The following is a 23,356-nucleotide window of genomic DNA, read 5'->3' as shown; positions in this document are numbered from 1 at the left end:
TTAAATCTAATGCTTTTGTTTTACAGCATAACTACTCGCAAATCTATGCAAATTTAAAATTTTAAACAAATATTATTTTGCTGTTAATTTAAGAAAATGTTCTTAAAATTATACTATAATTCTTTAAATTATTTAAGAATTAAAGCAATTCTATTTAGTTTGTTTTAGAATAGAAAGGCTAATATGTCATTTTTCAAAAAAATTAAAGAAAAATTGTTTGGTAAAAAAGAAAATACAATCAATTTAGGTGAATCTAGAGAAAAAGTTAACTTGGAAACCGACAAATATGTTGCCGGTTTGGAAAAGTCTAACATTTCTTTTTCCCAACAAATAATCGAATTAACAAAAAAACACAATAAAATTGATGAAGAATATTTTGATGAACTTGAAGAAACACTAATTATGTCTGATATCACTCCTAGTTTTGTTTCAGTTATTGTACATGAATTAAAAAGGGAAGTAAGAAATCAAAATTTAGTGGATACAAGTTTAATTCCTGAATTAATTGTTGATAAAATGTATACAATTTATGCAAATAGATCAATTGTTAACACAAACTTAAATATTCAAAAAAATAGATTAAATGTTATTTTGGTAGTTGGTGTAAATGGTTCTGGAAAAACAACTTCAATTTCTAAAATTGCTCATAAATTAATTCAAGAAGGCAATAAATTATTGATTATTGCTGGAGATACATTTAGAGCCGCTGCTGTTGAGCAACTAGAAATTTGAGCCAATAGAGTAGGAGCTGATATTTTAAAACCAAATGAAAAAGAAACCGATCCAGGTTCTGTAGTTTATCGAGGATTAGAAAAAGCAATAAACGAAAAATTTGATGTTGTTATAATTGATACTGCAGGACGCTTGCAAAACAAAGTTAACTTAATGAATGAATTAAAGAAAGTCAATAAAATTATTGCTGATAAAGTTGAAAATGCACCTCATGAATCATTATTAGTTATTGATGCAACAACTGGACAAAATGGAGTTTTACAAGCCAAACATTTTGCAGATGTGACACCTATTAGTGGGATTGTACTCACTAAAATGGATGGGACTAGTAAAGGTGGAATTATTTTTTCTATCAAAGACCAATTAAATATTGATGTAAAACTTGTGGGTCTTGGTGAAAAAATGGATGATCTTCAACCTTTTGATTTGGACAAATTTATTTATAGTATGACACGACAAATTAGCAAAGAATATGAATAACAACAACAATGAAAAACAATTTTTTTTAGACCTTTTTGATCGCTTTGGATTTTTACTAACACAAAGTCAAAAACAAGTTTTTTTACTTTATTTTCAACAAAATTTGACAATTGCTGAAATAGCAAAAGTAATAACATCTTCTAGAGCTTTAGTTTTTGATACATTAAAAAAAACTAAAGCAAAATTAATAAAACTACAAGAAAAACAAACAAAAAATAAGGAGTTATAATGGCAAAAATAAGTTTTTTTGCTCTTGGTGGCCAAGATGAAAATGGAAAAAACTGTTATGTTTTAGAAATTGATGATAATATTTTTGTAATAAATGCAGGTGTAAAAATACCTTTAAATAGTAATATTGGAATTGACACAATTATTCCAGATTTTTCTTATTTAGAAAAAAATAGCAATAAAATAAAAGGTATTTTCATAACAGATGCTAAAAACGAATCATTTTCAGCACTTCCTTGATTAGTGATGAAAATAAAAAAAATTAAGATTTTTTGTTCGGTTTTTACTAAATCACTAATCATAGAAAGAATGAATAAATACTTTATAAATTCACAAGACTATGAAATTCACACAATTTCAAGTAAAACTAATTTTGGTAAAGACATCTCTGTAATACCTATAAATTTAGCTGGTTCTATTCCTGGAATTTTAGGTTTAAATTTTATGACTGAAGATGGTGTAATCCTGTTTATGACTAACTTTTTAGTAGGTAATTTAGGGATTTATGGAAATACTAATTTAGCAAAAATTCAACAATTGTGCAAGCATCCAAAAGGCATTTTGGCTTTAATAGCGGATTCGGGAAGATCTAATTATCCTGGAAAAACTATTGATAAAATTTTTGCTAAAAAATTTTTAGAATCCACTTTTTTAGCTGCTGATTCAAAAAGCAGAATTATTGTTGGAGCTTATGATGAAGAGATGTTATCTATTCAAGAGATTGTAGACCTTGCAATTAAATTCAAAAGAAAAATTACCACATATGGAAAAAAATATGACAAGCTTTACGATATGATAAGCAAGCTTGAATCCAAAAACAAAACTATTCAACACTCTAGACCAAATTTTTTTGATTACAAACTTGCAAATAAAGAAAATAATTCTGTTGTTTTAATTACATCTTCCCCTGAGCGAATTCATACACGTTTCGAACGTATTTTAAACAAAGAAGATGTTGTTTTCAAACTTAAACAGTCAGATCATGTAATTATGATCACACCACCAATTAATGGAATGGAACAAGCTCATGCCAAAGTCTTGGACGAAATTGCAAAAGTAACTTCAAATTTAATTGATATTAATGAAGCTGATTTTAGCACTTGCAGACCTTCGCGTGATGACTTGCTTGAGTTAATTCAAGCAACTCAACCCAAATATTTTTTCCCAATCCAAGGACTTTTTAGGTATTTAGTTGTTGCTGGAAATTTAGCTTACAAAGCAAAAGTGCCAAAGCAAAATATTTTAATTTTGCAAAATAAAAGAGCAGTTAACTTTATCAATGGTGTTCTTTTTTCTAGCAAAAAGTCTATTAAATGTGATTCAGAAGTCTTTGTTGATGGTTTTGGTGTAGGTGATATTTCTTCTGAAGTTTTAAGAGAACGTGAAATGCTTTCTCGTGATGGTGTAATCATCATATCTTTTTTACTTGATTATAAAACAAAAAAAATAGTAAGTAAACCTAACATTATAGAATATGGAATTTTATCAAAAGAAAATAGAACTGATGTTCACAAAATTATTGAAAATATTATTGCAACAAATTTTCAATCTATAACAAAAATTAATGATAAAATAGTAAAAGAAATCCAAGAAAAAATTCAAAAAGCAATTAAGAGAAAAATGTTTCGTTTTTATGACAAAGAACCAGTCGTTTCTGTCTTAATTCAAAATTCTCTTGGTGATAAATAGTATTAAATATATATAAATAAAGGAAAAAAATGAAATTATTAAAATGAGAAGATGCTCAAAAAGAAATTGAAACTGGAGTAGTTTATTTAGAATTTGCTGTTGATTGATGTGGGGACTGCAAAATGCAAGAACCTATTAACCAACAAGTTGCTGAACACTACAAAGGTAGAGATGACGTTAAATTAATTAAAGTTAATGCTGAAGAAGCTGGTCTATTTCGTAAGCCAGGAACTCGTTTTGAAGTTTTATATGTTCCAACTCACCTAGTTTTAAAAGATGGTGAAATTCTTTTCAAAAAATTTGAATATGCACCTAAAGAAATGTTAATTAAAAACATTGATGCTGCTTTAGCAAAATAATTTTGAAAAAAAATTAGCAAAAAAATGGCAATAAAAGTATTTAATTGCCATTTTTTATTTTTTTTGGTAAAATTATTTCATTATGAAAAGCAGATTAAATGAGAAAAAAGCTAATTATTTAAAGCAAATAGTGGAGCATTTCATTCAAACTGGACAACCTGTTGGATCTGCCAACTTAAAAGCAATTTATGAAATTAATAAATCAACTTCCCATTTAAGAAGTATGATGAATCAATTAGAACAAGATGGATTTTTGGAAAAACATCATAATTCAAGTGGTAGAGTTCCAACTTTAAAAGGCTTTAAGTACTATGCTGAATTTTTAAGTTATGATGGAAATAAAGAACTAGAAAAAAAATTGAAAGATATTTTTGCAAAGCGGCGAGTAAATATCAATGAAACAATTAATGAGGCTGTTAAAATCATTAGCGAAGTGGCAGGAGCTGCCTTAATTACAAGGTCAGAGGATATTTTTGAAAAATTAATGTCTATAAGTTTGACCATTATTAATGAAGGTTCAGGTGTAGTAGTTTTAATCACTTCTAGTGGAAATGTTGAAAATAAAACAATTATTTTTAATGATTTTATTAAAAAAGAAGATGTAAAAATTGCTATTAGGTTATTTCAAGAAAGGCTTGTTCCCTTGCCAATTAGTCAAATTTCTGAAGCTATCCAAATTTTAAAACCAGTTTTAGAAAATCAAATCAAACGTAGCGAAGACATACTGCAACATTTTCTTCAAAATATTTTTGACTTTGAAGTTAAATCTCAATCTAAAGTATTCAACAAAAATTCTTTAATTTTAAATAGAGATATTTCTAGAAATAAATTAGTTGAACTTTTAGACATAATTGAAAAAAAGTCAATTTGAGAAATTTTAGATGAAACTGCAGAAAGTGAAGATGAAACTATTAAGATTAGCATACCATCTGAAGAAGCATCCTTTATTTCTAAACAATTTCCAAAGTCATCATCTATTAAGGAAATCAGTGTAGTAGGTGCTACCAAAAAAATGAATTATTCAGCAACCTGAACAGGAATTAAACTATTAGAAGATTTTTTGAACAAAAAGGAGAATAAAAAGTAACTATGATTCTATATGAAACTGTAAAAAACACAAAAGTTGAAGAACAAGAAGAAAAAATTGTAAATGAAGAATCAAACAATTCATCTTCAAGTCAAGAAAACAAATCAACTCAAAATCAAGATGCAGACAAACAAGAACAACCTAAAAAACTTAATAAAAAGTTAATTAATAAAATTAACAATGATTTGATTACAAAAAATTTAAATTTAGAAATAGAAATTTCTAAATTACGTGAAAAACTCAAAACTTATGAAAATGATTTTAAAACACAAATTCATTCTTTTGAAGAAAAAGGAAATCAAAAAGTTAAAGAATTAAAAGAAGAATTACACAAAAAATTTGAAGAAGAAGCAAAAATTCTTAAACTTTATGGTGCTCAATCATTTTTTGAAGACTTCTTGTCACCTTTTTTAAATTTAAAAACAGCTATTGATTTTGGAAGCAACTCAAATGATCCAAATGTTTCTAATTATGTAAAAGGATTTAGTATGCTATTTGCACAATTAGAAACCATTATGGAGAATTTTGGGGTCACAAAAATTGAACCAAAAGTTGGGGATGTTTATGATTCAAATACTCAACAAATTTATCAATTAGAAGTGGGTGAAAAAGACATTATTTTAAAAATACAATCTATAGGTTTCAAATTACATGAGCGTGTAATCAAACCAGCTTTAGTTATAGTTGGTAAAAACGATGATAAATAAAATTAAAAATGCAATTATCAAAGCTTTTGAAAATCAAAATTTTGCATTTGATCCAACAAAAATTATTGTTTCAAAATCTAAACATTTAGGTGATTTTTCAACAAATGCAGCATTTTTATTTGCAAAAAATAATAATATGCCGGCAATGGAATTTGCTCAAAAAATTGTTGATTTTATAGATAAAAATGAGATTTTTGCAACAAAAATTGAAGTAGCAACTCCTGGATTTATTAATTTTTATATTTCAAATCAAGGTCTTGCAGAAATTGTGAAAAAGATTATAGATCAAGATTTAAATTATGGTTCACAAAATCAAAATCAAAAAATTAATGTGGAATTTGTATCTGCAAATCCCACTGGTTTTTTACACTTAGGACACCTTAGAAGTGCTGTAATTGGTGATGTTCTTTCAAATATTTTAAAATTTTCTGGTAATCAAGTTTTAAAAGAATACTACATCAATGACTTTGGAGTTCAAATTGATCGTTTAGCCAACTCAACAATTGCACGCTATCAACAATTATTTAATCCAAATTTCTCAATGCCTGAAGATGCATATAATGGCGAAGATATTATTTGAGCTGCCAAACAAATTAAAGCTCAAATTGGTGATAAATTTGCAAACAAACCTATTGATGATAAACAATATCACTTTTTTCGACAAGAAAGCTTATCTATATTTTTAAAAGAAATTAAAAAGGACTTAGCAAACTTGGGTATTTATTTTGACAAATACTCTTCTGAAGCTGATTTGCACAAAAATGCTTTATTTTTAAAGACAATTACCAATTTGCCAGGTACCTATACAAAAGAAAATGCCCTTTGACTTAAGACAAGTGAGTTCGGAGATGACAAAGATAGGGTTTTAATCAAATCAGATAATAAATTAACTTACTTCGGTGCAGATATTTTTTACCATTTAGAAAAAATTAACTCAAATTTTAAACCAGATATTTTAATAAATGTTTGAGGTGCAGACCATATTGGTTATCTTGGAAGAATGCAATCCGCACTCAAAATTTTAGGTTATCCTGAAAAATTAAAAGTGTTACTTTACCAAATAGTTTCACTTTTAAAAAATGGTAGTGAATTTAAAATGTCTAAACGAAAAGGTTCAACATTTACTATTAAGGAACTTGCAAATTTAGTCGATGTTGATTCTTTAAGATTTTTTATGGTTGAACGTAGCGAGAATAGTTTAATTGAATTTGATATTGACAAAGCTGCTAATGTAGGGGAACAAAACCCTTTGTTTTTAATTCAATATGCTCATGCTAGAAGTGCTCAACTTTTGAGCAAAGCAAAGCTAAACATAGACAAAATTGCTAATTTTGAAAGTAATTATGAAATAAAATTAATTAATGATTTAAAAGAATTTGAAGAAATAATTGCTAAAATTAGTAAGAATTACAAGATTAATTTATTAAATAAATATTTATTAACTTTAGCCAATAGTTTTAATGCTTTTTACTCAAATTGCAAAATTCTTGAATCACCAAACCAAGATAGTTTGCTTTCTTTAGTAAAAGCAACAAATATTGTAATTAAAATTGGTTTAGGTTTATTGGGTATTCAAGCCAAAGAAAGGATTTAATTAAATATGGAAACAATTATTAGTATTGCAATTGATTTTTTAAAAAAATACAAAGAAGCAACTTTTGATGAGATTTTTATCGAAATTCAAAAACGTTTAATGCCAAAATGAGAAAAACAACTTCCAAATGAATCTGCTGAACAAATTTTAGTTCGTAAACGAGGTGAACTATATAAATTGCTAACAATTGATGGAAGTTTTACACCATTAGGTGACAATCTTTGGTCACTTAGAAGTGATCTATTATAATCATTTAAAAATAGGAGGCAATATGAAATTAGTTAATGCAAAGCAAATGCTAACTCATGCTTTAGAAAATGGTTATGCTATTCCGCATATTAATATCAATAATTTAGAGTGAACTAAGGCTGTTTTATTAGGAGCACAAGCACAAAAATCACCTGTAATTATTGCAACATCAGAAGGTGCGCTAAAATACATGGGTGGTTTGAAAACTGTTTACAATTTAGTTAACAATTTAATTGATTACTTAAAAATTGATATTCCAGTCGCACTTCATCTAGATCATGGAAGTTTTGAAGTTTGCAAACAAGCTATTGAAGTAGGTTATACATCAGTAATGTATGATGGCTCTCATCAAGACTTTGAAACTAATAAATCTAATACACAAGAAATTGTCAACTTAGCCCAACAAAAAAATGTTAGTGTTGAAGCTGAAGTTGGATCAATTGGTGGCGAAGAAGATGGCATTATTGGAAATGGCGAAATTGCTGATCCTCAGCAAGCTTTAGCTTTAAAACAAACAGGAATTACAATGTTAGCTGCTGGAATTGGAAATATTCATGGCCCATATCCAGCAACTTGAAAATCACTTGCATTTGATGTAATTGAAAAATTATCTGAAACTACACAAATTCCACTTGTTTTACATGGTGGAAGTGGAATCCCGCTTGAGCAAGTACAAAAAGCTATTAAATTAGGTGTTGCAAAAATTAATATAAACACTGAGTTGCAACAAGCCAATGCTGCAGCAATTGAAGAATTTGTATTTTCAGGAGAATCTAAAAAGGGCAAAAATTTTGATCCAAGAAAATTTTTAGCACCTGGAATCAAGGTAATGCAAGCAGTAGTAGAACAAAAAATTAAAGATTTTGGTTCTAATAATAAAGCTTAATTAAATGTTTTGCATTGAAGTTAATTTAGACCAACAAGGTAGGTCTCTTTTAAAATTTGTTAGCAAAATACTAACAAATCAAAGTTACAACCAAATTGAGAAACTTTTTCGCTTAAAAAAGATTAAAGTCAATGGTCAGGTTGGCAAAAAAACACAATTAGTTAATGAAAAAGATAAAATTTGTTTTTTTATTACTCAAGAGCAACTAACCACAAAACAAAAAACAATAACAAAAAATACAAAACCAAATTTTAAACTCATATATGAAGATGAAAATATTTTAGTTGTTAGCAAAAAACACAACACTGTAATGCATAGTCATAATCTTAGTTTAGATTCTATGGTTGCCACATATTTAAAAGTGGATAATAATAGTTTATTTTTACCTACTCATATAGGTAGACTTGATAAACTGACTTCTGGGATAGTTTTGTATGCCAAAAATTATCAAAGTGCTCAAGAGTTGTATAAAAAACAACACTTTTTTGTAAAACAATACACTTTTAAATCTGACATTAACCTTGGAAATCAAAAAGAAATTAATGTTTGAATTGCCAAAAATGATGCTAAACAAAAAATGGAAGTAGTCAAACAAAATAGTGAAAAATCCACTTTAGCAACCACACTTTTATTTAATGAAAATAAAAATAAAATTGCTCAATTAAAAACTGGAAAAAAACACCAAATTAGATTAACCTTAGCACACTTAGGTTTTCCAATTCATGGTGATTCAAAATATGGTGGAAAACCTGCAACTAGATTATTTTTACATTCTTTTTTTCTAAAATTAATAAATTTAGAAAACAAACTAAGTTATCTAAATAATAAAGAATTTATAGACAAACCAACTTGATGGAGTTAAGATGAATAGAGATAAAATAATAAAACTAGCTGAAGACCTATACTTCAAACCCAAAGAAGAGGTGATTCAAATTGTTTTAGATGAATCTAAAAAAATGAAGGAAAAAATGGAATTTTTATCACAATTTGATACAGAAAATGTTGCTCCAATGGATAGAGTTAATCAAAATGTTTTACCTTCAAAATATTTAAACTTTGCCGATCCTGTTCAAGTTAATTATAGAGAAATTTTATTTAAAAATTCGGTTCATAGTCAAAATAAAAATATTGTAATAAAAAAGGTGATTAATGATTAAGCACAAACTTGACTACAATTTTGCTAAAGAGCAATTAAAAAAAGATAAAAATAACTCAGTAGCTTATTTTTTTGAACAAAAAAATACTAAACAAGGACCTTTATCTGGTTCATTTTTTAGTATTAAAAGCAACTTTGCTACTCAAGAAGGAACTAGCCACGCTTCTTCCAATGCTTTAATAAATTTCCAACCTTCTTACAATGCAACTGTTTTTGAGAAATTAATTAATGCAGGGGCCCAACCAATTATAAAAGTTCATAATGATGAATTAGGTTTGGGTGGAAAAGGACTTTATTCTCATTTTGGACCAATTTACAATCCTCTAGATTCAAACAAAATGGTTGGTGGTTCATCTTCTGGAAGTGCTGCAACAATTAATCTGGCTGACTTTGCCGTTGCAAGTGACACAGGTGATTCTGTTCGTAGACCTGCCAGTTTTGTAGGTTGTGTTGGCTTTAAACCTTCATATGGTGCTGTATCACGATATGGTCTTTACTCTTATGCCACTTCATTAGACACAGTGGGGTGATTCACCCACAATGTTAGTGATACAGCCACAATTGCTCAAGTAGTCTTTGGCGAAGATGCCAAAGACTTAACTTCTATTCAAGTTCCAGTAGATGCGATCCAGGAATTAAAACCTAAAAAAATTGGAATTTTAAATTTTAACTTTGAAATAGAACCTTATCTTGTAGATAAGATTGAAAAGTTAAAACAAGTTCTTGAAAAGGATGGGATTGAAGTTGAATCTATAGAACCTGATAAAAAATTATTTAATGCTGTAAACATTGTTTATGGAATTATTTCTTACTCTGAGGCTACAAGTAATTTATCAACTATCAATGGAATCACATTTGGTAATGCTCCTAAAAATGAAAGTTGACAAAATATTTTATTTAAAACTCGTAGTGATGGGTTTGGTTTTATGCTTCAAAAACGTTTGATTTGAGGTTCTTATTTTTTAGAACAGGAAAATCAAGACAAATATTTTTTAAAGGCTAAAAAGGTTAGAAGATTAATTGCAGACTATTATAATAGTTTGCTAGAAAAATATGATCTTCTTTTATTCCCACCTTTTTATGGTGTTGCACCTGAACTTGTAGGTGATAAACAGGAAAAAGAAGATAAAATTACTTCTTTTATTTTAACAATTTCAAATTTAACTGGCAATCCATCTATCAGTATTCCATTAGGAACTTTTGATGGTATGCCTTTTAATATAGCTGCTGATAGCAAGATTTACAATGATGCAAAACTTTTAAGTTTTAGCTTATACTTAGAGAAAAAAATAGGTGAATTAAATGAATAATTATGAAGTAATTATTGGTGTTGAAATTCACTTGGAACTCAACACAAAATCAAAAATGTTTTCAATATCTCCAAACAGTGAAGGCGAACCAAATACATTATTTAATTTATATGATTTGGGATATCTGGGTACTTTGCCACAAGTTAATGGTGAAGCTGTTCAAAAAGCTATTGCACTTGCAAAGGCTTTGAAAATGCAAATAGCGCCAGTTTTAGCTTTTGATCGTAAAAATTATTTTTACCCAGATTTGCCAAAAGGTTTTCAAATTACACAACAATTTCAACCAATAGGTAGGGGTGGGCAAATTGCTGTTAAAAACAAAACTAATAACACAATTAACAATATTTTAATAGAACGCATCCACTTAGAAGAAGACACTGCAAAACAAATTCACACTGAGGATTCAAGTTTTTTAGACTACAATAGATGTGGTGTGCCTTTAATTGAAATTGTAACCAAACCTGTGATTTATTCTGCTCAAATGGCTGCTGATTATGTGGATAATATCCGCAAATTAGCTTTATTTTTAGAGATTTCTGATGCCAAATTGGAAAATGGTTCCTTGCGTGCAGATGTGAATATTTCTGTACGCAAAAAAGGCCAAACAACCTTTAATCCAAAGGTGGAAATAAAAAATATTAATTCAATTTCAAACATTAAAAAAGCAGCTGAATTAGAAATTCAAGAGCAAATTCAAATATATGAGCAAGGAAAAATCGCTCAACAAGTTACAAAGCGTTTTGATGATCAAAGTCAAACCAATAAGGTTTTACGTTCAAAAACAGATGCTATCGATTATAAATATTTCCCTGAACCTAATATACCTTTAATTGAAATTAGCAAGGAATTTATAGACTCTGTTGAAACCAAGTCAACTCCCGATCAAATTGAATCTTTATTAAAACAAGAAAATATTACTGATTTTTACATTGAACAAATCTTAAATAGTGTTCAAATTTGAAACTTTTTAGAAAGTAGCAAACCAGTAAATTGAAGTACTGCAATTAAATTATTTTTTGCTGAAATTATGCCTATTATCAATAAAATTGGTTGACAAGAATTGAAAATTGATACTATTTTTTTTGATAAATTAGTTCAAAATCTTGAAAATGAAAAAATAAATTCTAGTGATGCTAAAAAAATAGTGTCTATAAAACAAACAGAAAATAAAGATTTTGAAGTAATTTTTAATGAAATTGCAGGATCTAAGTTAAGTAAAGAACAAATTGAAGAAATTATAAATAACTTATTCAAAAGTGAAGCTGGTCAAATTGAAAAAAATAAAGACAATAAAGATAGATTACTCAAGTTTTTAACAGGTAAAGTTATGCAAATTAGCAAAGGTAATGCAGATCCTAAAACAGTCAATAGTATATTGTTGGAAAAAATAAATTAATAACTAAAACTATTTAAAATTAAAATACCCATTTGTGGGTGTTTTTTTATCAAAAGAATTTAATTTGAATTATTCATTTTTATAAAAACACTATAAAATTATAGCTTTTCAAATTATTTAATTGTTTTTTGCAATAAAAAAACACAAATATGTTTTTCATAAATGTGTTTTAATTATTTAATTTATAGTCAAATTAAGCGCCTGATTTAAAGATTGCTGTTTTTGCAAAATCTTTAAATTCAGAATTATCTTGCTCACTTAATCATTTTAAATTTTGACGATATGATTTTTCTTGTTTAGGGAATTTAACCTTATCTGTACCATCAATTAAGTTATGTGCAGGTCCTTTTTCATTATCATCGCGAACTTGCACTAAAAAAGTGAAGCCACCTTGATTATTTATATTTTTATCATCTCCATTACTGCGAACAGTGGAATAAATTCCAATTGGCAACCCATATTCATTGATAACCAATGAACCTGAAGCCCCAAAATAAAGACTACTATAATCAACATAAGCATTAAAACCAAAACCAGAAGCTTTAGTGTTTTGGTCTAAAGGTTTATCGATAGGCAATCCTTTAAAAAAACTTGCTCCATTAAAAACATCTTGAGGAATATTTGAGCCTAATGGGTAATTTCTTCATAGCATTTGTCTATTTGAAACTGTTGGGAAACCTAATATATAAGCTCTTTCTATATTTAAAGATACATTAGGATCTTCTTTGCCTTTATTTTTATCAGCTCATGCTGAAGGATAATCGAAACTTAAATAAGGAACATCATTTTGATCATGATTGTAATATTGATTTTTCTTAAACTTATCAATGTCATTATCAATGGATGACATTGCTTTTTTAATATGTTCAAGTAATAATTTAAGATTATTATCAGATGTTGCTTTTTCCATTAATTTTTTATATTGAACTTTGATACCAAAAACAGCGAAATCCTTACCAATTAATTTACGATTGGCTTGATTATTGTATTGATCAATAAGTTTATTATTATCATCATTATCAAAAATATTTAAAGCAACAAACACTGTTCGAGGATTTGAAAACAAGTCTTTTCCAACAAAATGTAATTCTTTATTCGCTTTGTCTAAATCAAATACAGAATTTTTTTGAGTGTTTAAAAAATAAATTAGACTATTTTCTGTACCATAACTAGTTCCTGAAGCAATTGCGTTTAAATTTGCATTTTGCTTAGGAATTGCTAAAGAAAAACTATCTATTTTAGCTTGTTTTTGCTCATCTTGTGTGAAATATTCTGGAAATTTTATTTTATATTTTTCATCCATAGCATTAAAGGCACGAGCATAAACGTGAGCATTAGTTGCTATATAAAGCATTAGTTCATCAGAATCTCTAATACCATTTTTTCAAGCATAATCTAATAATCAACCTGTTCCTGTTGGTTCAAAAGGTACTACAGATGTATTAATTTTATCTCCATCATTTGGGTCTTTAACATAATCAATACTATTAAAACCAATTGCAAATGAACGATTCTCTAGTTTTTTATAAGCATCTTGTTCAGTTATTTGCAATGATTTATTTTCTTTTGAAGCTGGTCTATAGTTTGCTTTTCGTTCTTTTTCTTCAGTAAGTTTTTTAATATGAGCAATGATATCTGCTTGATTGAAATTTGGAGTTTGTAGATGATTATCGCCCCCCCCTGGAGTTGGGGATGGAGATGGTGTTGTTGCAGATTGATTTTCTAAAGTTCTGAACTGCAATTGTTCTAAATTGTTTGATAAATAATCACGGCTTAAAGAAGGTTTTGTATCATTTTCATCATTATAAATATTGACTTTAGTAACATAGTAAGTTGCTCCTTCATCTAAATGGCTAAATGGAATACTCGCAATACCTTCACTACTTACTTTTGCTTTTGTTGATATTGTTGATGGAGAACTCTCAGTTGGTTGTGAACGTAATTCTACATCAAGATATTTACCAATATTTTCGGAACCTACATTTAATTCTAAATTATAATTTCCATCAACTAAACTCAATTCTTTTGAAACTAAGGAAACATTTAAGTTATTTTCCTTACTTGTTAAATTTTCGGCTGGACTTCCACAAGAAACTACAAATGTTGCTACACTTGTTACAGCTACAATATTAAGTCCTGTAGTTAAAATAGTTTTTTTCTTAATCATAATTGTTACCTTTATTTAAATATAATTAATTATAATTCAAGATAGAATTTTAATTTTAATATTTTAAAATTTACAAATTTAGGTCTAAACATTATAAATGTAAATTGCTTTTTTATTTTAAATTTCTTGTATTTTTTTATAATAAAATAAATGCAAAATATTTTTGGATAAAATAAAAAGACACTTTTGTGTCTTTTTAAAATTTAATTATTTTATCTATAAATAAAAGGCAAACTAATAGTTAGTAAAATAATGCCAACTATATATCCTAATAAAATTGGAATTAAAGTTTTTTTTGATCTTTTTTTAGATAAATCTTGCAAATCCATTTTTTTATCAAATTGATTTGAACCCGCTTTTTTCAACTTGGCATTATTGCTTTGAATTTTTCAATTATTGTATGTCAAAGCATATGTGCTAAAAAAACCTGCACGCATCACTGTTGCCAAAATGCTAATTGCAATCATAATTAATGAAATGGTTGATGTCGCATCATATCAAGGTTGTTTTTTTCAAAAATATAATAAAAAAAACAAAATTAAAAAAAATACAAATCAAAATCCAATAACAAAAAAAGATATTGCACTAAATTCTCTTAAAATTTTTTTTCTATAAAAATTAGCTAACTTAGGCATTTTTTCTAGAATGCAATCATTTTCTAATTTGCAATTCTGTTCCATAAATATAATGATCTTGGTTATCTACTTTTGTTTCAATAATTACATTTGGGTGTTTTTGTTCTTGTAAGTATTGATTTTCAAAAACTATAGGTTTGAAAGGAATATGCGCATTTGAAATTTTTGGCACAGAATTTAACAAGTTAATTGTATAAGGGTGGATAGGGTTTTCGTAAATTTGTTTTACACTACCTTTTTCAACTATTTTTCCAGCGTGTAAAATCATAACTTTGTCAGCTAAGTGTTCAACAACTGATAAATCATGAGCAATAAAAATTAGAGATAAGTTTTTTTCTTTAACTAATCTTTTTAATAAGTTAATTATTTGAGCTTGAATAGAAATATCTAGAGAGGCAATTGGTTCATCAGCAATAATAATTTTAGGTTCAACAATTAAAGCCCTTGCAATTGCAATTCTTTGGCGTTGTCCACCAGAAAACTCATGTGGATAACGATAAGCAAAAGACCTTAAAAGACCTACATTTTCTAAAGCTTCATAAATCAATTCATCTAAAATGAATTTCTTAATAATTTGTCTAAATTTCAAGTAAAAAATACTTGGAACTTGTTTAATACCATAAAAAAGTTCTATTTTTTTATAGACTTTTTTCAAATTTTGTCTTTCAATATGTGAAGACTTGATTGCATTTATTTTTTCATTATATTTAGTGTTAGATAAGTTGAAAATTTCTAAAAACTCATTTTTAGTTAAACCTGCAAACTCTTTGTGTAATAAACTAACTTTACCATCTAAACCTTCTATTTGTTTTCAATAACTTTGAAAGTCACTTGCTAATTGCTTAATTTTATCTTCAATTTCTTTTTTTCAATTTTCATAATTGCTAATAAAAATCGCTTTATCTTCATTATAGATAGCCTGTTTTTTCTCTAAATCAGATTTTAAGTTTTCTAATTTTTCAATTTGTTCAGAACTTGCATCAATTCTATTTTGATTTCTAGTTATTTTTTTATTAATTAAAAAAATAGATCTATCATAAATTTGTGAATAAAATTCATATCTTTTTTTATTAGCAATATCTTGATATTTATTGAAATCAAATTCTTCTAAATCCTTTTGAACAATTTCCGCAAATTGTTTATTATTTGTTCCATTGCTATTTTTATGATTTACTAACACTATATTGTTGTGATTTGAAGTTAATTTGTTTTTTAAATTAGTTAATTCTGAAAATAAATCTTCAATTTTAGATATTGGCAAATATGTAAAAAGATGTTTAAAACTTAGTTTATTGTAATATTTCATCAATTTTTTATTAATTAATTTAATAATAATTGCTTGTTTTTGATAATGTGAATATGATTGCAAATCTTTTGAAGCAAAAGTATTATTTTTTGCAATTTTATACTCATATTTTCATTCCATTTGGTATGAATTAAATAAATTTTTTTGACTTCTATAAGTATCTATTAATACATCAATTTTTTGAACTTTAGCAATTTGATTTTGATTTTCTTCAACTAAAAAAAGTGCTTTTTGCTTTGCAATTTGATTTTCAAGTTCATTCACTTTTTCAACAGCTTGACGATAGTTAAATTCAATTTCACTTTGTTCTTTTTTACGATATTTATCTTGAATTTCAAAGTAATAATTATAAAGAGAACCTATGTTTTTATAGCTATTATTGTAATATGAAGTGAGAACTTTTTGTTTTTTTTCAAGATATAAAAAGTATGAGTTAAAAAAATCTCTAACTTCTTGTTTGTTTTCAAATGAAGTTGGAATATTTATTTTTGCAAATTTGTCATTTCATTCATTAAGAAAATTTGCAAAATTGTCAACTGTGGTTTCGAGATTTGAAAGTTGAACCTCTAAATATTTGCGCTCAAGAGATCTTTTGAAGTGAAAGGTAACATTTTTCCAATCTGAAAAAACATCTGAAACTTTCATTTTCAAAATTCCATTGATAACTAGTGTTTCACGCAAAATTGAATAAATATTTTTTTGACCATTAAGTGATGAATAAGGGTCTTGAAAAATCATTTGCATATTGCGACGCAAAAATAAATTTTGCTTTTTAGACAATTTTTTTCCTGAAATAATTTGATCTAAAAGACGTGTTTGACCACCATAATTTTCATACAATCGAACTAAGCAACGTCCAATTGTTGTTTTTCCAGAACCTGATTCACCAATAAGACCTAAAACTTCACCTTGTTTTAATTCTAGATTAATACCATCGACAGCTTTTACAACTCCAAATTTGTTTGCAAAGTATTTTTCTAATTTTTTAGCTTGCAAAATTGTAGACATTATAGTACCTCTTTAAATAATTTAATTCTTGTTTTAAGTTCTTCATTTAATTCAACTTTTGGAGCATCAGGGTGCAATAATCAAGTTGCTGCAGAGTGAGTTTTACTAATTGGAATAAGTGGTGGTTCTTTTTCAAAATCAAGCTGCAAAGCATAGTCATTTCTTGCAGCGAAAGGATCACCAGAAGTTAAATTTTTCATATCTGGTGGGTTTCCACTAATTGTATACAAATCACCTTGATTTGTAGCTTCAGGAATAGCTGAAATTAAGGCTCAAGTATATGGGTGTCTTGGATCTGTGAAAATATCAGAACGGGTTCCACGTTCAATAACTTTTCCAGCATACATCACATAAATGTAATCACAAAACTTTGCCACAATAGAAATGTTGTGAGAAATAAAAATAATGGAAACATTATATTTATTTCGAATGTCATTGAGCAAGGCAAGCACTGAGGATTGCACAGTTGGATCAAGCGCTGTTGTTGGTTCATCAGCAATGATAATTTCTGGTTGAGCAGCAACAACCATCGCAATAACTACCCTTTGTTTCATTCCTCCTGAAAGTGTGTGAGGATAAGCATCAAATCTATCTCGAGCATGTTCAAAACCAAAAGTTTCAAGCAAGGAAATTAAAAACTCTTTTTTCTCTTTTTTGGTTTTAAAACGACTATCTTTTTTAATAGCATCTAAAAGTTGTTTTCCAATAGTTCTTGTTGGATTCAAAGCAACTAGTGGATCTTGTGGAATATAACCTATCTTTTTTCCACGAATTGTCCGTCATTGATGATCTTTTTTAAAATCACGAACATCAATACCAGCAATTTCCATTTGATCAGCAGTTACTTTAGCAAAATTATTGATTCCAAGCAAGGACTTGGAAGTCACAGATTTTCCAGAACCTGATTCACCAACAAAAGCTACAATTTGTCCGGGATAAATACTAATGTCAACTCCCCGAATAATTTCAATAAAATCTTTACGTCCTGTTTTAAAACTTACACGTAAGTTTTTAACAGCTAAAACTTTGTTTTCCATTAGCGACGTCCTCCTACTCTTGGATCTAAAGCATCGTGGATTCCATTAGCAATAAATCTAGATGTTACAGCTAAAACAACCAAAATACTTGCTGGGAATAAAAGTGCTCAAACATTTCGTTCTGCAAGTGAAACTGCTGAGTTAATAATTAAACCAAGGTTTGCAGATGAGTCTACTTGCTCACGTAAAAATCCTAAAAATGCTAATGATGCAATAGTTGAAATAGAACTGAAGATACTTCCAACAAAAGTTGAAAGCAACTTACCTAAAATATTTGGCAAGATGTGGAAGTAAATTTGTCTTATTTTAGATGCTCCAATAACTTTGGCTGCATAAATATATTCTTCATCTTTAACAATAACAGTATATAAACGAGCTTGATAAGTTGGCCCTGTTCATCCTGTTAGTGATAATAAAAGCACAATAGTTGCTGTATATGGACCTCAAATTGCAATGAAAATAATGAAGATAACAATTCAAGGAATTGAACCAAAAATGTCTATAATTCTAAGCACAATGTTGTCAATTCAGGTTCCAATGTAGAAACCAAGATAGGTTCCTAAAATAACTCCAATTACAAACTGAATTAAAGCAATTGCAACTGCAATGCCTAAAGCATTTAAGGTTCCAATTCAGGTACGTAATCAAATATCACGACCAAATTGGTCAGTTCCAACAATACTAATGAATTTTTTCCCACCATCTAAAACTGACATAATTTGGTAAGGATTAATGTTGACAGACCAACGAGTTGGAAAGATTTCACTTGTTGACCCATAAATTAATTGAACATGTTTTGTGTTTTCAATTTCACGAATTTTAGCAAGCAAATCACTAGAAATATTAGTGTGAATAATGCCATAACCGCTTGGAAGTTGTTCAAAAACAAGAGAAGTATCAGCATTTGAAATAGGTTTGGAAGTACTATAAGGGCTAAGTAATGCTGTAAAAATTGCAATTAATAAAATAATTATTAGCAAAATTGTTGAAAGTAATGAAATTGGCGATTTAAAAAATTTTTTAATTGTGTCTTTTCACAAAACAACAATTTTACCTGTCATTTGGTGAGTTTCACTATGAACATCAACACGTTTGAGCAATTTTACTTGATCAGAATTTAGTCGATATTTTTCATTAAACTCTTGACTATTAAACATTTTTTACTCCTTTTTTAATTTCTTTTTTTCGCGCTTGTCAATTTTTAAAGCGAGATAGGTAGTCAGTTGATGAATTGGTTCCAAAAGTAATTCTTGGATCCATGAAAACATAGGCTAAATCACCAATGATGTCAACAATCAATGATAGAGAAGTAAAGAAAATTATTGAAAACATTGAAATATTTACTTCACCATCAAAGGCTGCATTTACTAAGATAGATGAAGAACCAGGAATTCTAAAGAATTGTTCTAAAACAATTGAACCTGAAAGAAGAATAATGTAAGAAAAAATTAAAGAACGAACTAAAGGAATGGCTGCATTTTTTAATACATATTTAAAGAAAATTTGACTTCGTGAAAGACCTTTAGCTTTTGCAATTAAAACATAATCTGAAGATAAAACAGTAATAATTTGGTTTCGCACTAAGAAAACATAACCTGCAATTGATGTTATAGAAAATACAAAAATTGGTGGAATTAACGAAGCTGCTGTAACTCCAATTCCATAAATTGATGGATCTTTAAATTCAAATGGCAATCCTAATTTGATTGCAATAATAATCACAAAAGGAGCTAACACAAAACTAGGAATTGCAACAAAAAAAGTTGAAACTCCAGTAATTGTTGCATCTTCTAGTCGATCACGACGATAAGCAGCAATAGTTCCTAAAATAATTCCTAAGGTAGCGCTAATTAAAAATGATGGTAAAGAAACTAAAATAGTATAACGAAGAGGTCCAAAAAATAAATTTGGAATAGCTTGTTGATCATTAGCACTATTTTTATAAATTGCTCCAAAATTGCCATGAAAAACATCTTTAGTGTAATTTCAAAGACGTGCAATTGGACTTAAATTAAATCCAAATTGCTCTTTTAATTTAGCAATTTTAGCAGCTTCATCACCTCTTTGCGACCCATTTCCTTGTATATTATCAAAAGGGTTTGGTGAAAAAGTAGCTATTAAAAGATAGACAATTATATAAATAGCAATAAAAGTAACAAGAGCTAAAAATAATCGTTTAAATAAATATTTCCAAGGCATTATTGACCTCCTTCATTAATTTTAGTGTTTATTTTACTAGCAGTTTTGTAAAATGGCTTAATTACAACCATGTCGATTGGTGTAAAATCACCATACTCATCTACATAAGGTATGCTAATATTTGGATTTCGTAAAGTAACACTTGGTGTGGATGAGCTAATTGCAATTAAGTCATTGAGTCCAAAAGTTAAAAATGAACTCAGTTCAGCACTTAATTTTACTAAATCTTCTTCACTATTGGCAGCATTTTCTTGATAACCAAGATTAAAAATAGCAGATTCTGCTCCAAAGTCAAAGTCAACTTTGTCAGCATCAGTTTTAGCTTTTTCATTAATTTGGTCAACAAAACTTTTGTAAACTTTGACAGTTTTTTTAGGTCCATCTGGTTTGTTTGGATCAACAGGAACTTGCGCATCAACAACACTACCTAAAAAATATTGTGTTAAATTAGGGTTTCCTTGTTGTTTGTCAGCTCCAAAATCATAGGCATTTGGAGCATTTTTTCAATCCTCAAAAGGTCTAATCACACCTTTTTTAGCAAAAGGATCAAAAAATTCTTTAGCTGCTTTTGCATATTTGTATAAAAGTGGGTATGATTTAGCAATTTGTGAATTTTCACCTCTATCATAAATAGAAGACAATATTGCATATGGAACACCTTTTGCTTGCGCCCGACCATCAAAAGCAGTTCCTATACCATCATAGTCATAACTTCATCAGCTATAACTTAAATGACCAACTCCATATCTAATGTAGTTAATACGTTGTTTTAAGTCACTGATTGGTCATAACAGTTTCATATTTAAACGTGGATCTAAACCATTAATTGCTTTTTGAGCTTTTTCTAGCGCAGCAATTCAGTTTGAAGGAGTATTTGTATATCAACTGTGGTTAGTTCATTCAACTTTAGCACTTGCTGGTAAATGGTTATCAGCATAGAATTTGTCTAGAATTTTTTTCATTTCTGCCTTGAGAACTTCATAATTTGGAGCCTCAAATTGTTTAGATGAATCGCTAACATTGTTAAAGTTTTGTTGTTTTTCAGTGTCTAGATTTTTGGTATAGAAAATTTTTCCACTAGGATCAACTAATTGAATAGTATTAGCATCATCATAAAAGTCTCTTGGACGTTTTGAATTAGCATTAAATTTAATGTGGTTATCAGGATCTAAAAAGTTATATCAAGGCTCCGCAATTGGAGAAGCTGATTGTTGAGTTGTGTATAAATTTCAAGCATTTGCAATAATTTGTCTAAAAGTTAGACCCACACCTGAAGTCAAATAATCAACAATCCGTGCTCCACCAGTTGCTAGTTCTTTTCGAGAAACCCCATAAGCTAGTTTGGCATAGTTATCATTGAAAGCATAGTAATTTTCATTAAACTCAACACCTGGTTGAGAAACAAAATTTTGTTTCATTGAACCTGGTACCAACAAGTTAAAATAAGTTTTTAAAAGATTATCTTTAGTTTCAACTCTCGATAATTTTCAACCATATTTATTTTTGTCTTGTGCAACTAAATTTTTCTGACTATCATTGATGATGTTATAAGATAGCATAGGGATTGTGCCCTCTTTATATGAGTTAAACTGTGAGTTTGCAAAAGCTTCAGGACTACTATATTTTGTATATAAAAAGTTAATAGTATTATAGTGATAATTGATTGAATCTTTTCAACCAGTTCTTGGGTAATATTTATTAATTTCCCAGTTTCTGTGGTGCAAGTCCCAACGAGTTTGGATATACGGTGAGTTATAAAGCATATCTTTATCAAAAGTTTGTCCATATCAGTAAATACCAAATTGCAAAGCTTCATCTGATTCACCATATGGACCTACTTTTTTACCATCAACTATTTTACTAATTTTGGCAGTTCTTTCATCAACAAAGCTACTTGGTATAGGTCTGAAAATTCCTGGAATAACAATTTTTCGGAAAAATCCTTTGAAAAATGACTGAGTTGCACCTTTAGCAAGTGAAAAAGTAATGGCTTCTTGATTTTTTAACTCAGCATTTTTCCCTGTATATTCTTGAATATACTTGTGTTCATTGTCAAAATCTTGAGTATCAAAACCAAAAAGTTGTAGAAGGTAAAGGTTGTTAATTTCAGAACCTAAATAATCAGCTTTAGGGTCATAATTTGGAATATTTTGTTTAGCTTTTGCATCAACTGCATCACCACCACCGTGATCATTACGGTAGTTTATATATCCAAGACGTTGTCACTTAAAACCATACCAATAATCACGTGGTGTTAGTTTATATTTAGTTTGGTTTCCTTTGACATCAACTCAATAAACATCATCTTTTAAAAACATTTGCACTTTAACAGCTTGATCCAATTTTTCACCAAAAGTTGGACTATTAATACTATGTGGATCATCTGATGTTAAATTTATGTTAAGAGATAGTGAAACTTGTCCTTGTGGTAATCTACCTTTTTCATGCTTATCATTGTCAAAAACAAATTCGTTTCCATTTTTGTCAACAATTAAAATTGCCTTTGCATTAACAAAAGATAGATATTTATAACTTGGATGTTTAATTTCATAACTTAATGACTGATCTTTTTTACCTTTATCTTCTGGTTTGATTCCATTAGATTCGATACTTAGTTCATCTTCATACATTGTTTGAATTAAATACGAACTAGTCAAGTAATCTTGAATTGCACTTGGACCACTAAAGTTGTTATATAAACTTCCAAAAGCACGAGGAGATGCTGTTGTTGAGTCAATATTTACAAAATACTCACGTTTTTGCCAAGCTGGTTGAACCCCACAAGAAACAATTGTGGGAATTGCTGCAACACTAGCTAATATTGGAATAAAAAACTTTTTTTTCATTTTATTACCTTTTTTTAAAAAAAATAACTACTATTTTTTTATAAATAGTAGTCTTGTTTTTCATTATTTTTATTAATTATTTAATTTAATTTAAATTATATCCAAAAACTACTAATATGAAATAAGAAAATGTGTAGAATTATCATTAATAATTCTAGAGTGCTTCATATTTCATACGATAATTAATTTTTGCATATGGGGTTATTATATCATATTTTTAAATTTTAGAAAAAAATTTTAAAATTATTATTTCCATTTGTACTGTACAATAATGCAATCTTAATA

Annotated in this window: 20 protein-coding genes; 13 read left to right on the top strand and 7 right to left on the bottom strand. The window is 28.1% G+C overall.

The features are described from left to right. The first annotated feature begins 183 nt into the window (after window positions 1-183). The 13 genes from ftsY (at window position 184) to gatB (ending at window position 11,873) form a co-directional block, all read left to right on the top strand. Window positions 184-1,212 (top strand): signal recognition particle-docking protein FtsY, encoded by a 1,029-nt coding sequence (ftsY, locus tag MYB_RS00575; protein WP_022934921.1) that lies wholly within the window; start codon window positions 184-186, stop codon window positions 1,210-1,212. Continuing rightward, window positions 1,205-1,441: a helix-turn-helix domain-containing protein gene (locus tag MYB_RS00570; protein ID WP_022934920.1), complete on the top strand. Its 237-nt coding sequence runs from the start codon at window positions 1,205-1,207 to the stop codon at window positions 1,439-1,441. The genes ftsY and MYB_RS00570 overlap by 8 nt, the downstream gene beginning before the upstream one ends. Beyond that, window positions 1,441-3,129: a ribonuclease J gene (locus tag MYB_RS00565; protein WP_022934919.1), complete on the top strand. Its 1,689-nt coding sequence runs from the start codon at window positions 1,441-1,443 to the stop codon at window positions 3,127-3,129. Before MYB_RS00570 ends, MYB_RS00565 begins: the two co-directional genes overlap by 1 nt. Window positions 3,130-3,158: 29 nt before the next feature. Beyond that, a complete protein-coding gene (locus MYB_RS00560; protein WP_022934918.1) occupies window positions 3,159-3,488 on the top strand; it encodes a thioredoxin family protein in 330 nt (109 codons plus the stop codon). Window positions 3,489-3,570: 82 nt separating this feature from the next. Then, window positions 3,571-4,575 carry a heat-inducible transcriptional repressor HrcA gene (locus MYB_RS00555; RefSeq protein WP_022934917.1) on the top strand — a complete coding sequence of 335 codons (1,005 nt, stop codon included), beginning with the start codon at window positions 3,571-3,573 and terminating at the stop codon, window positions 4,573-4,575. Window positions 4,576-4,577: 2 nt separating this feature from the next. Then, entirely contained in the window at window positions 4,578-5,282 is a 705-nt protein-coding gene (locus tag MYB_RS00550; protein ID WP_025279588.1) for a nucleotide exchange factor GrpE, read from the top strand. Continuing rightward, on the top strand, window positions 5,272-6,876 hold the full coding sequence (gene argS / locus MYB_RS00545; protein ID WP_022934916.1) for an arginine--tRNA ligase: 1,605 nt from the start codon (window positions 5,272-5,274) through the stop codon (window positions 6,874-6,876). Before MYB_RS00550 ends, argS begins: the two co-directional genes overlap by 11 nt. Before the next feature lie 6 nt (window positions 6,877-6,882). Next, entirely contained in the window at window positions 6,883-7,125 is a 243-nt protein-coding gene (rpoE, locus tag MYB_RS00540; protein WP_025279587.1) for a DNA-directed RNA polymerase subunit delta, read from the top strand. A 22-nt stretch (window positions 7,126-7,147) separates the two neighbouring features. Further along, window positions 7,148-8,011: a class II fructose-1,6-bisphosphate aldolase gene (gene fba, locus MYB_RS00535; RefSeq protein WP_025279586.1), complete on the top strand. Its 864-nt coding sequence runs from the start codon at window positions 7,148-7,150 to the stop codon at window positions 8,009-8,011. Between the two features lie 4 nt (window positions 8,012-8,015). After that, on the top strand, window positions 8,016-8,873 hold the full coding sequence (locus tag MYB_RS00530; RefSeq protein ID WP_022934915.1) for an RluA family pseudouridine synthase: 858 nt from the start codon (window positions 8,016-8,018) through the stop codon (window positions 8,871-8,873). Window position 8,874: 1 nt separating this feature from the next. Beyond that, entirely contained in the window at window positions 8,875-9,168 is a 294-nt protein-coding gene (locus MYB_RS00525; protein WP_022934914.1) for a hypothetical protein, read from the top strand. Next, on the top strand, window positions 9,161-10,477 hold the full coding sequence (locus MYB_RS00520; RefSeq protein ID WP_022934913.1) for an amidase family protein: 1,317 nt from the start codon (window positions 9,161-9,163) through the stop codon (window positions 10,475-10,477). The genes MYB_RS00525 and MYB_RS00520 overlap by 8 nt, the downstream gene beginning before the upstream one ends. Continuing rightward, window positions 10,470-11,873 (top strand): Asp-tRNA(Asn)/Glu-tRNA(Gln) amidotransferase subunit GatB, encoded by a 1,404-nt coding sequence (gene gatB, locus MYB_RS00515; protein ID WP_022934912.1) that lies wholly within the window; start codon window positions 10,470-10,472, stop codon window positions 11,871-11,873. The genes MYB_RS00520 and gatB overlap by 8 nt, the downstream gene beginning before the upstream one ends. A 193-nt stretch (window positions 11,874-12,066) precedes the next feature. Here gatB and MYB_RS00510 read toward each other — a convergent pair whose 3' ends face one another. From MYB_RS00510 to MYB_RS00480, 7 genes are all read right to left on the bottom strand, one after another. Then, window positions 12,067-14,040 carry an MIP family Ig-specific serine endopeptidase gene (locus MYB_RS00510; RefSeq protein ID WP_022934911.1) on the bottom strand — a complete coding sequence of 658 codons (1,974 nt, stop codon included), beginning with the start codon at window positions 14,038-14,040 and terminating at the stop codon, window positions 12,067-12,069. A 212-nt stretch (window positions 14,041-14,252) separates the two neighbouring features. Beyond that, window positions 14,253-14,675, bottom strand: coding sequence for a DUF3899 domain-containing protein (locus MYB_RS00505; protein ID WP_033379001.1), 423 nt, complete (start codon window positions 14,673-14,675; stop codon window positions 14,253-14,255). Next, the gene (locus tag MYB_RS00500; RefSeq protein WP_022934909.1) at window positions 14,668-16,989 is read right to left on the bottom strand and encodes an ATP-binding cassette domain-containing protein; all 2,322 of its coding nucleotides are present in this window, start codon (window positions 16,987-16,989) and stop codon (window positions 14,668-14,670) included. The genes MYB_RS00505 and MYB_RS00500 overlap by 8 nt, the downstream gene beginning before the upstream one ends. Then, window positions 16,989-18,026, bottom strand: coding sequence for an ABC transporter ATP-binding protein (locus tag MYB_RS00495; RefSeq protein WP_022934908.1), 1,038 nt, complete (start codon window positions 18,024-18,026; stop codon window positions 16,989-16,991). Before MYB_RS00495 ends, MYB_RS00500 begins: the two co-directional genes overlap by 1 nt. Then, entirely contained in the window at window positions 18,026-19,183 is a 1,158-nt protein-coding gene (locus MYB_RS00490) for an ABC transporter permease (RefSeq protein ID WP_022934907.1), read from the bottom strand. The genes MYB_RS00495 and MYB_RS00490 overlap by 1 nt, the downstream gene beginning before the upstream one ends. After that, a complete protein-coding gene (locus MYB_RS00485; RefSeq protein ID WP_022934906.1) occupies window positions 19,176-20,225 on the bottom strand; it encodes an ABC transporter permease in 1,050 nt (349 codons plus the stop codon). Before MYB_RS00485 ends, MYB_RS00490 begins: the two co-directional genes overlap by 8 nt. After that, entirely contained in the window at window positions 20,225-23,071 is a 2,847-nt protein-coding gene (locus MYB_RS00480; protein WP_022934905.1) for an OppA family ABC transporter substrate-binding lipoprotein, read from the bottom strand. Before MYB_RS00480 ends, MYB_RS00485 begins: the two co-directional genes overlap by 1 nt. Window positions 23,072-23,356: the final 285 nt, after the last annotated feature.

This window comes from Mesomycoplasma bovoculi M165/69 (genome assembly GCF_000524555.1).
Classification (GTDB): domain Bacteria; phylum Bacillota_I; class Bacilli_A; order Mycoplasmatales; family Metamycoplasmataceae; genus Mesomycoplasma; species Mesomycoplasma bovoculi.
This window is presented reverse-complemented; position numbering and strand designations above follow the sequence as displayed.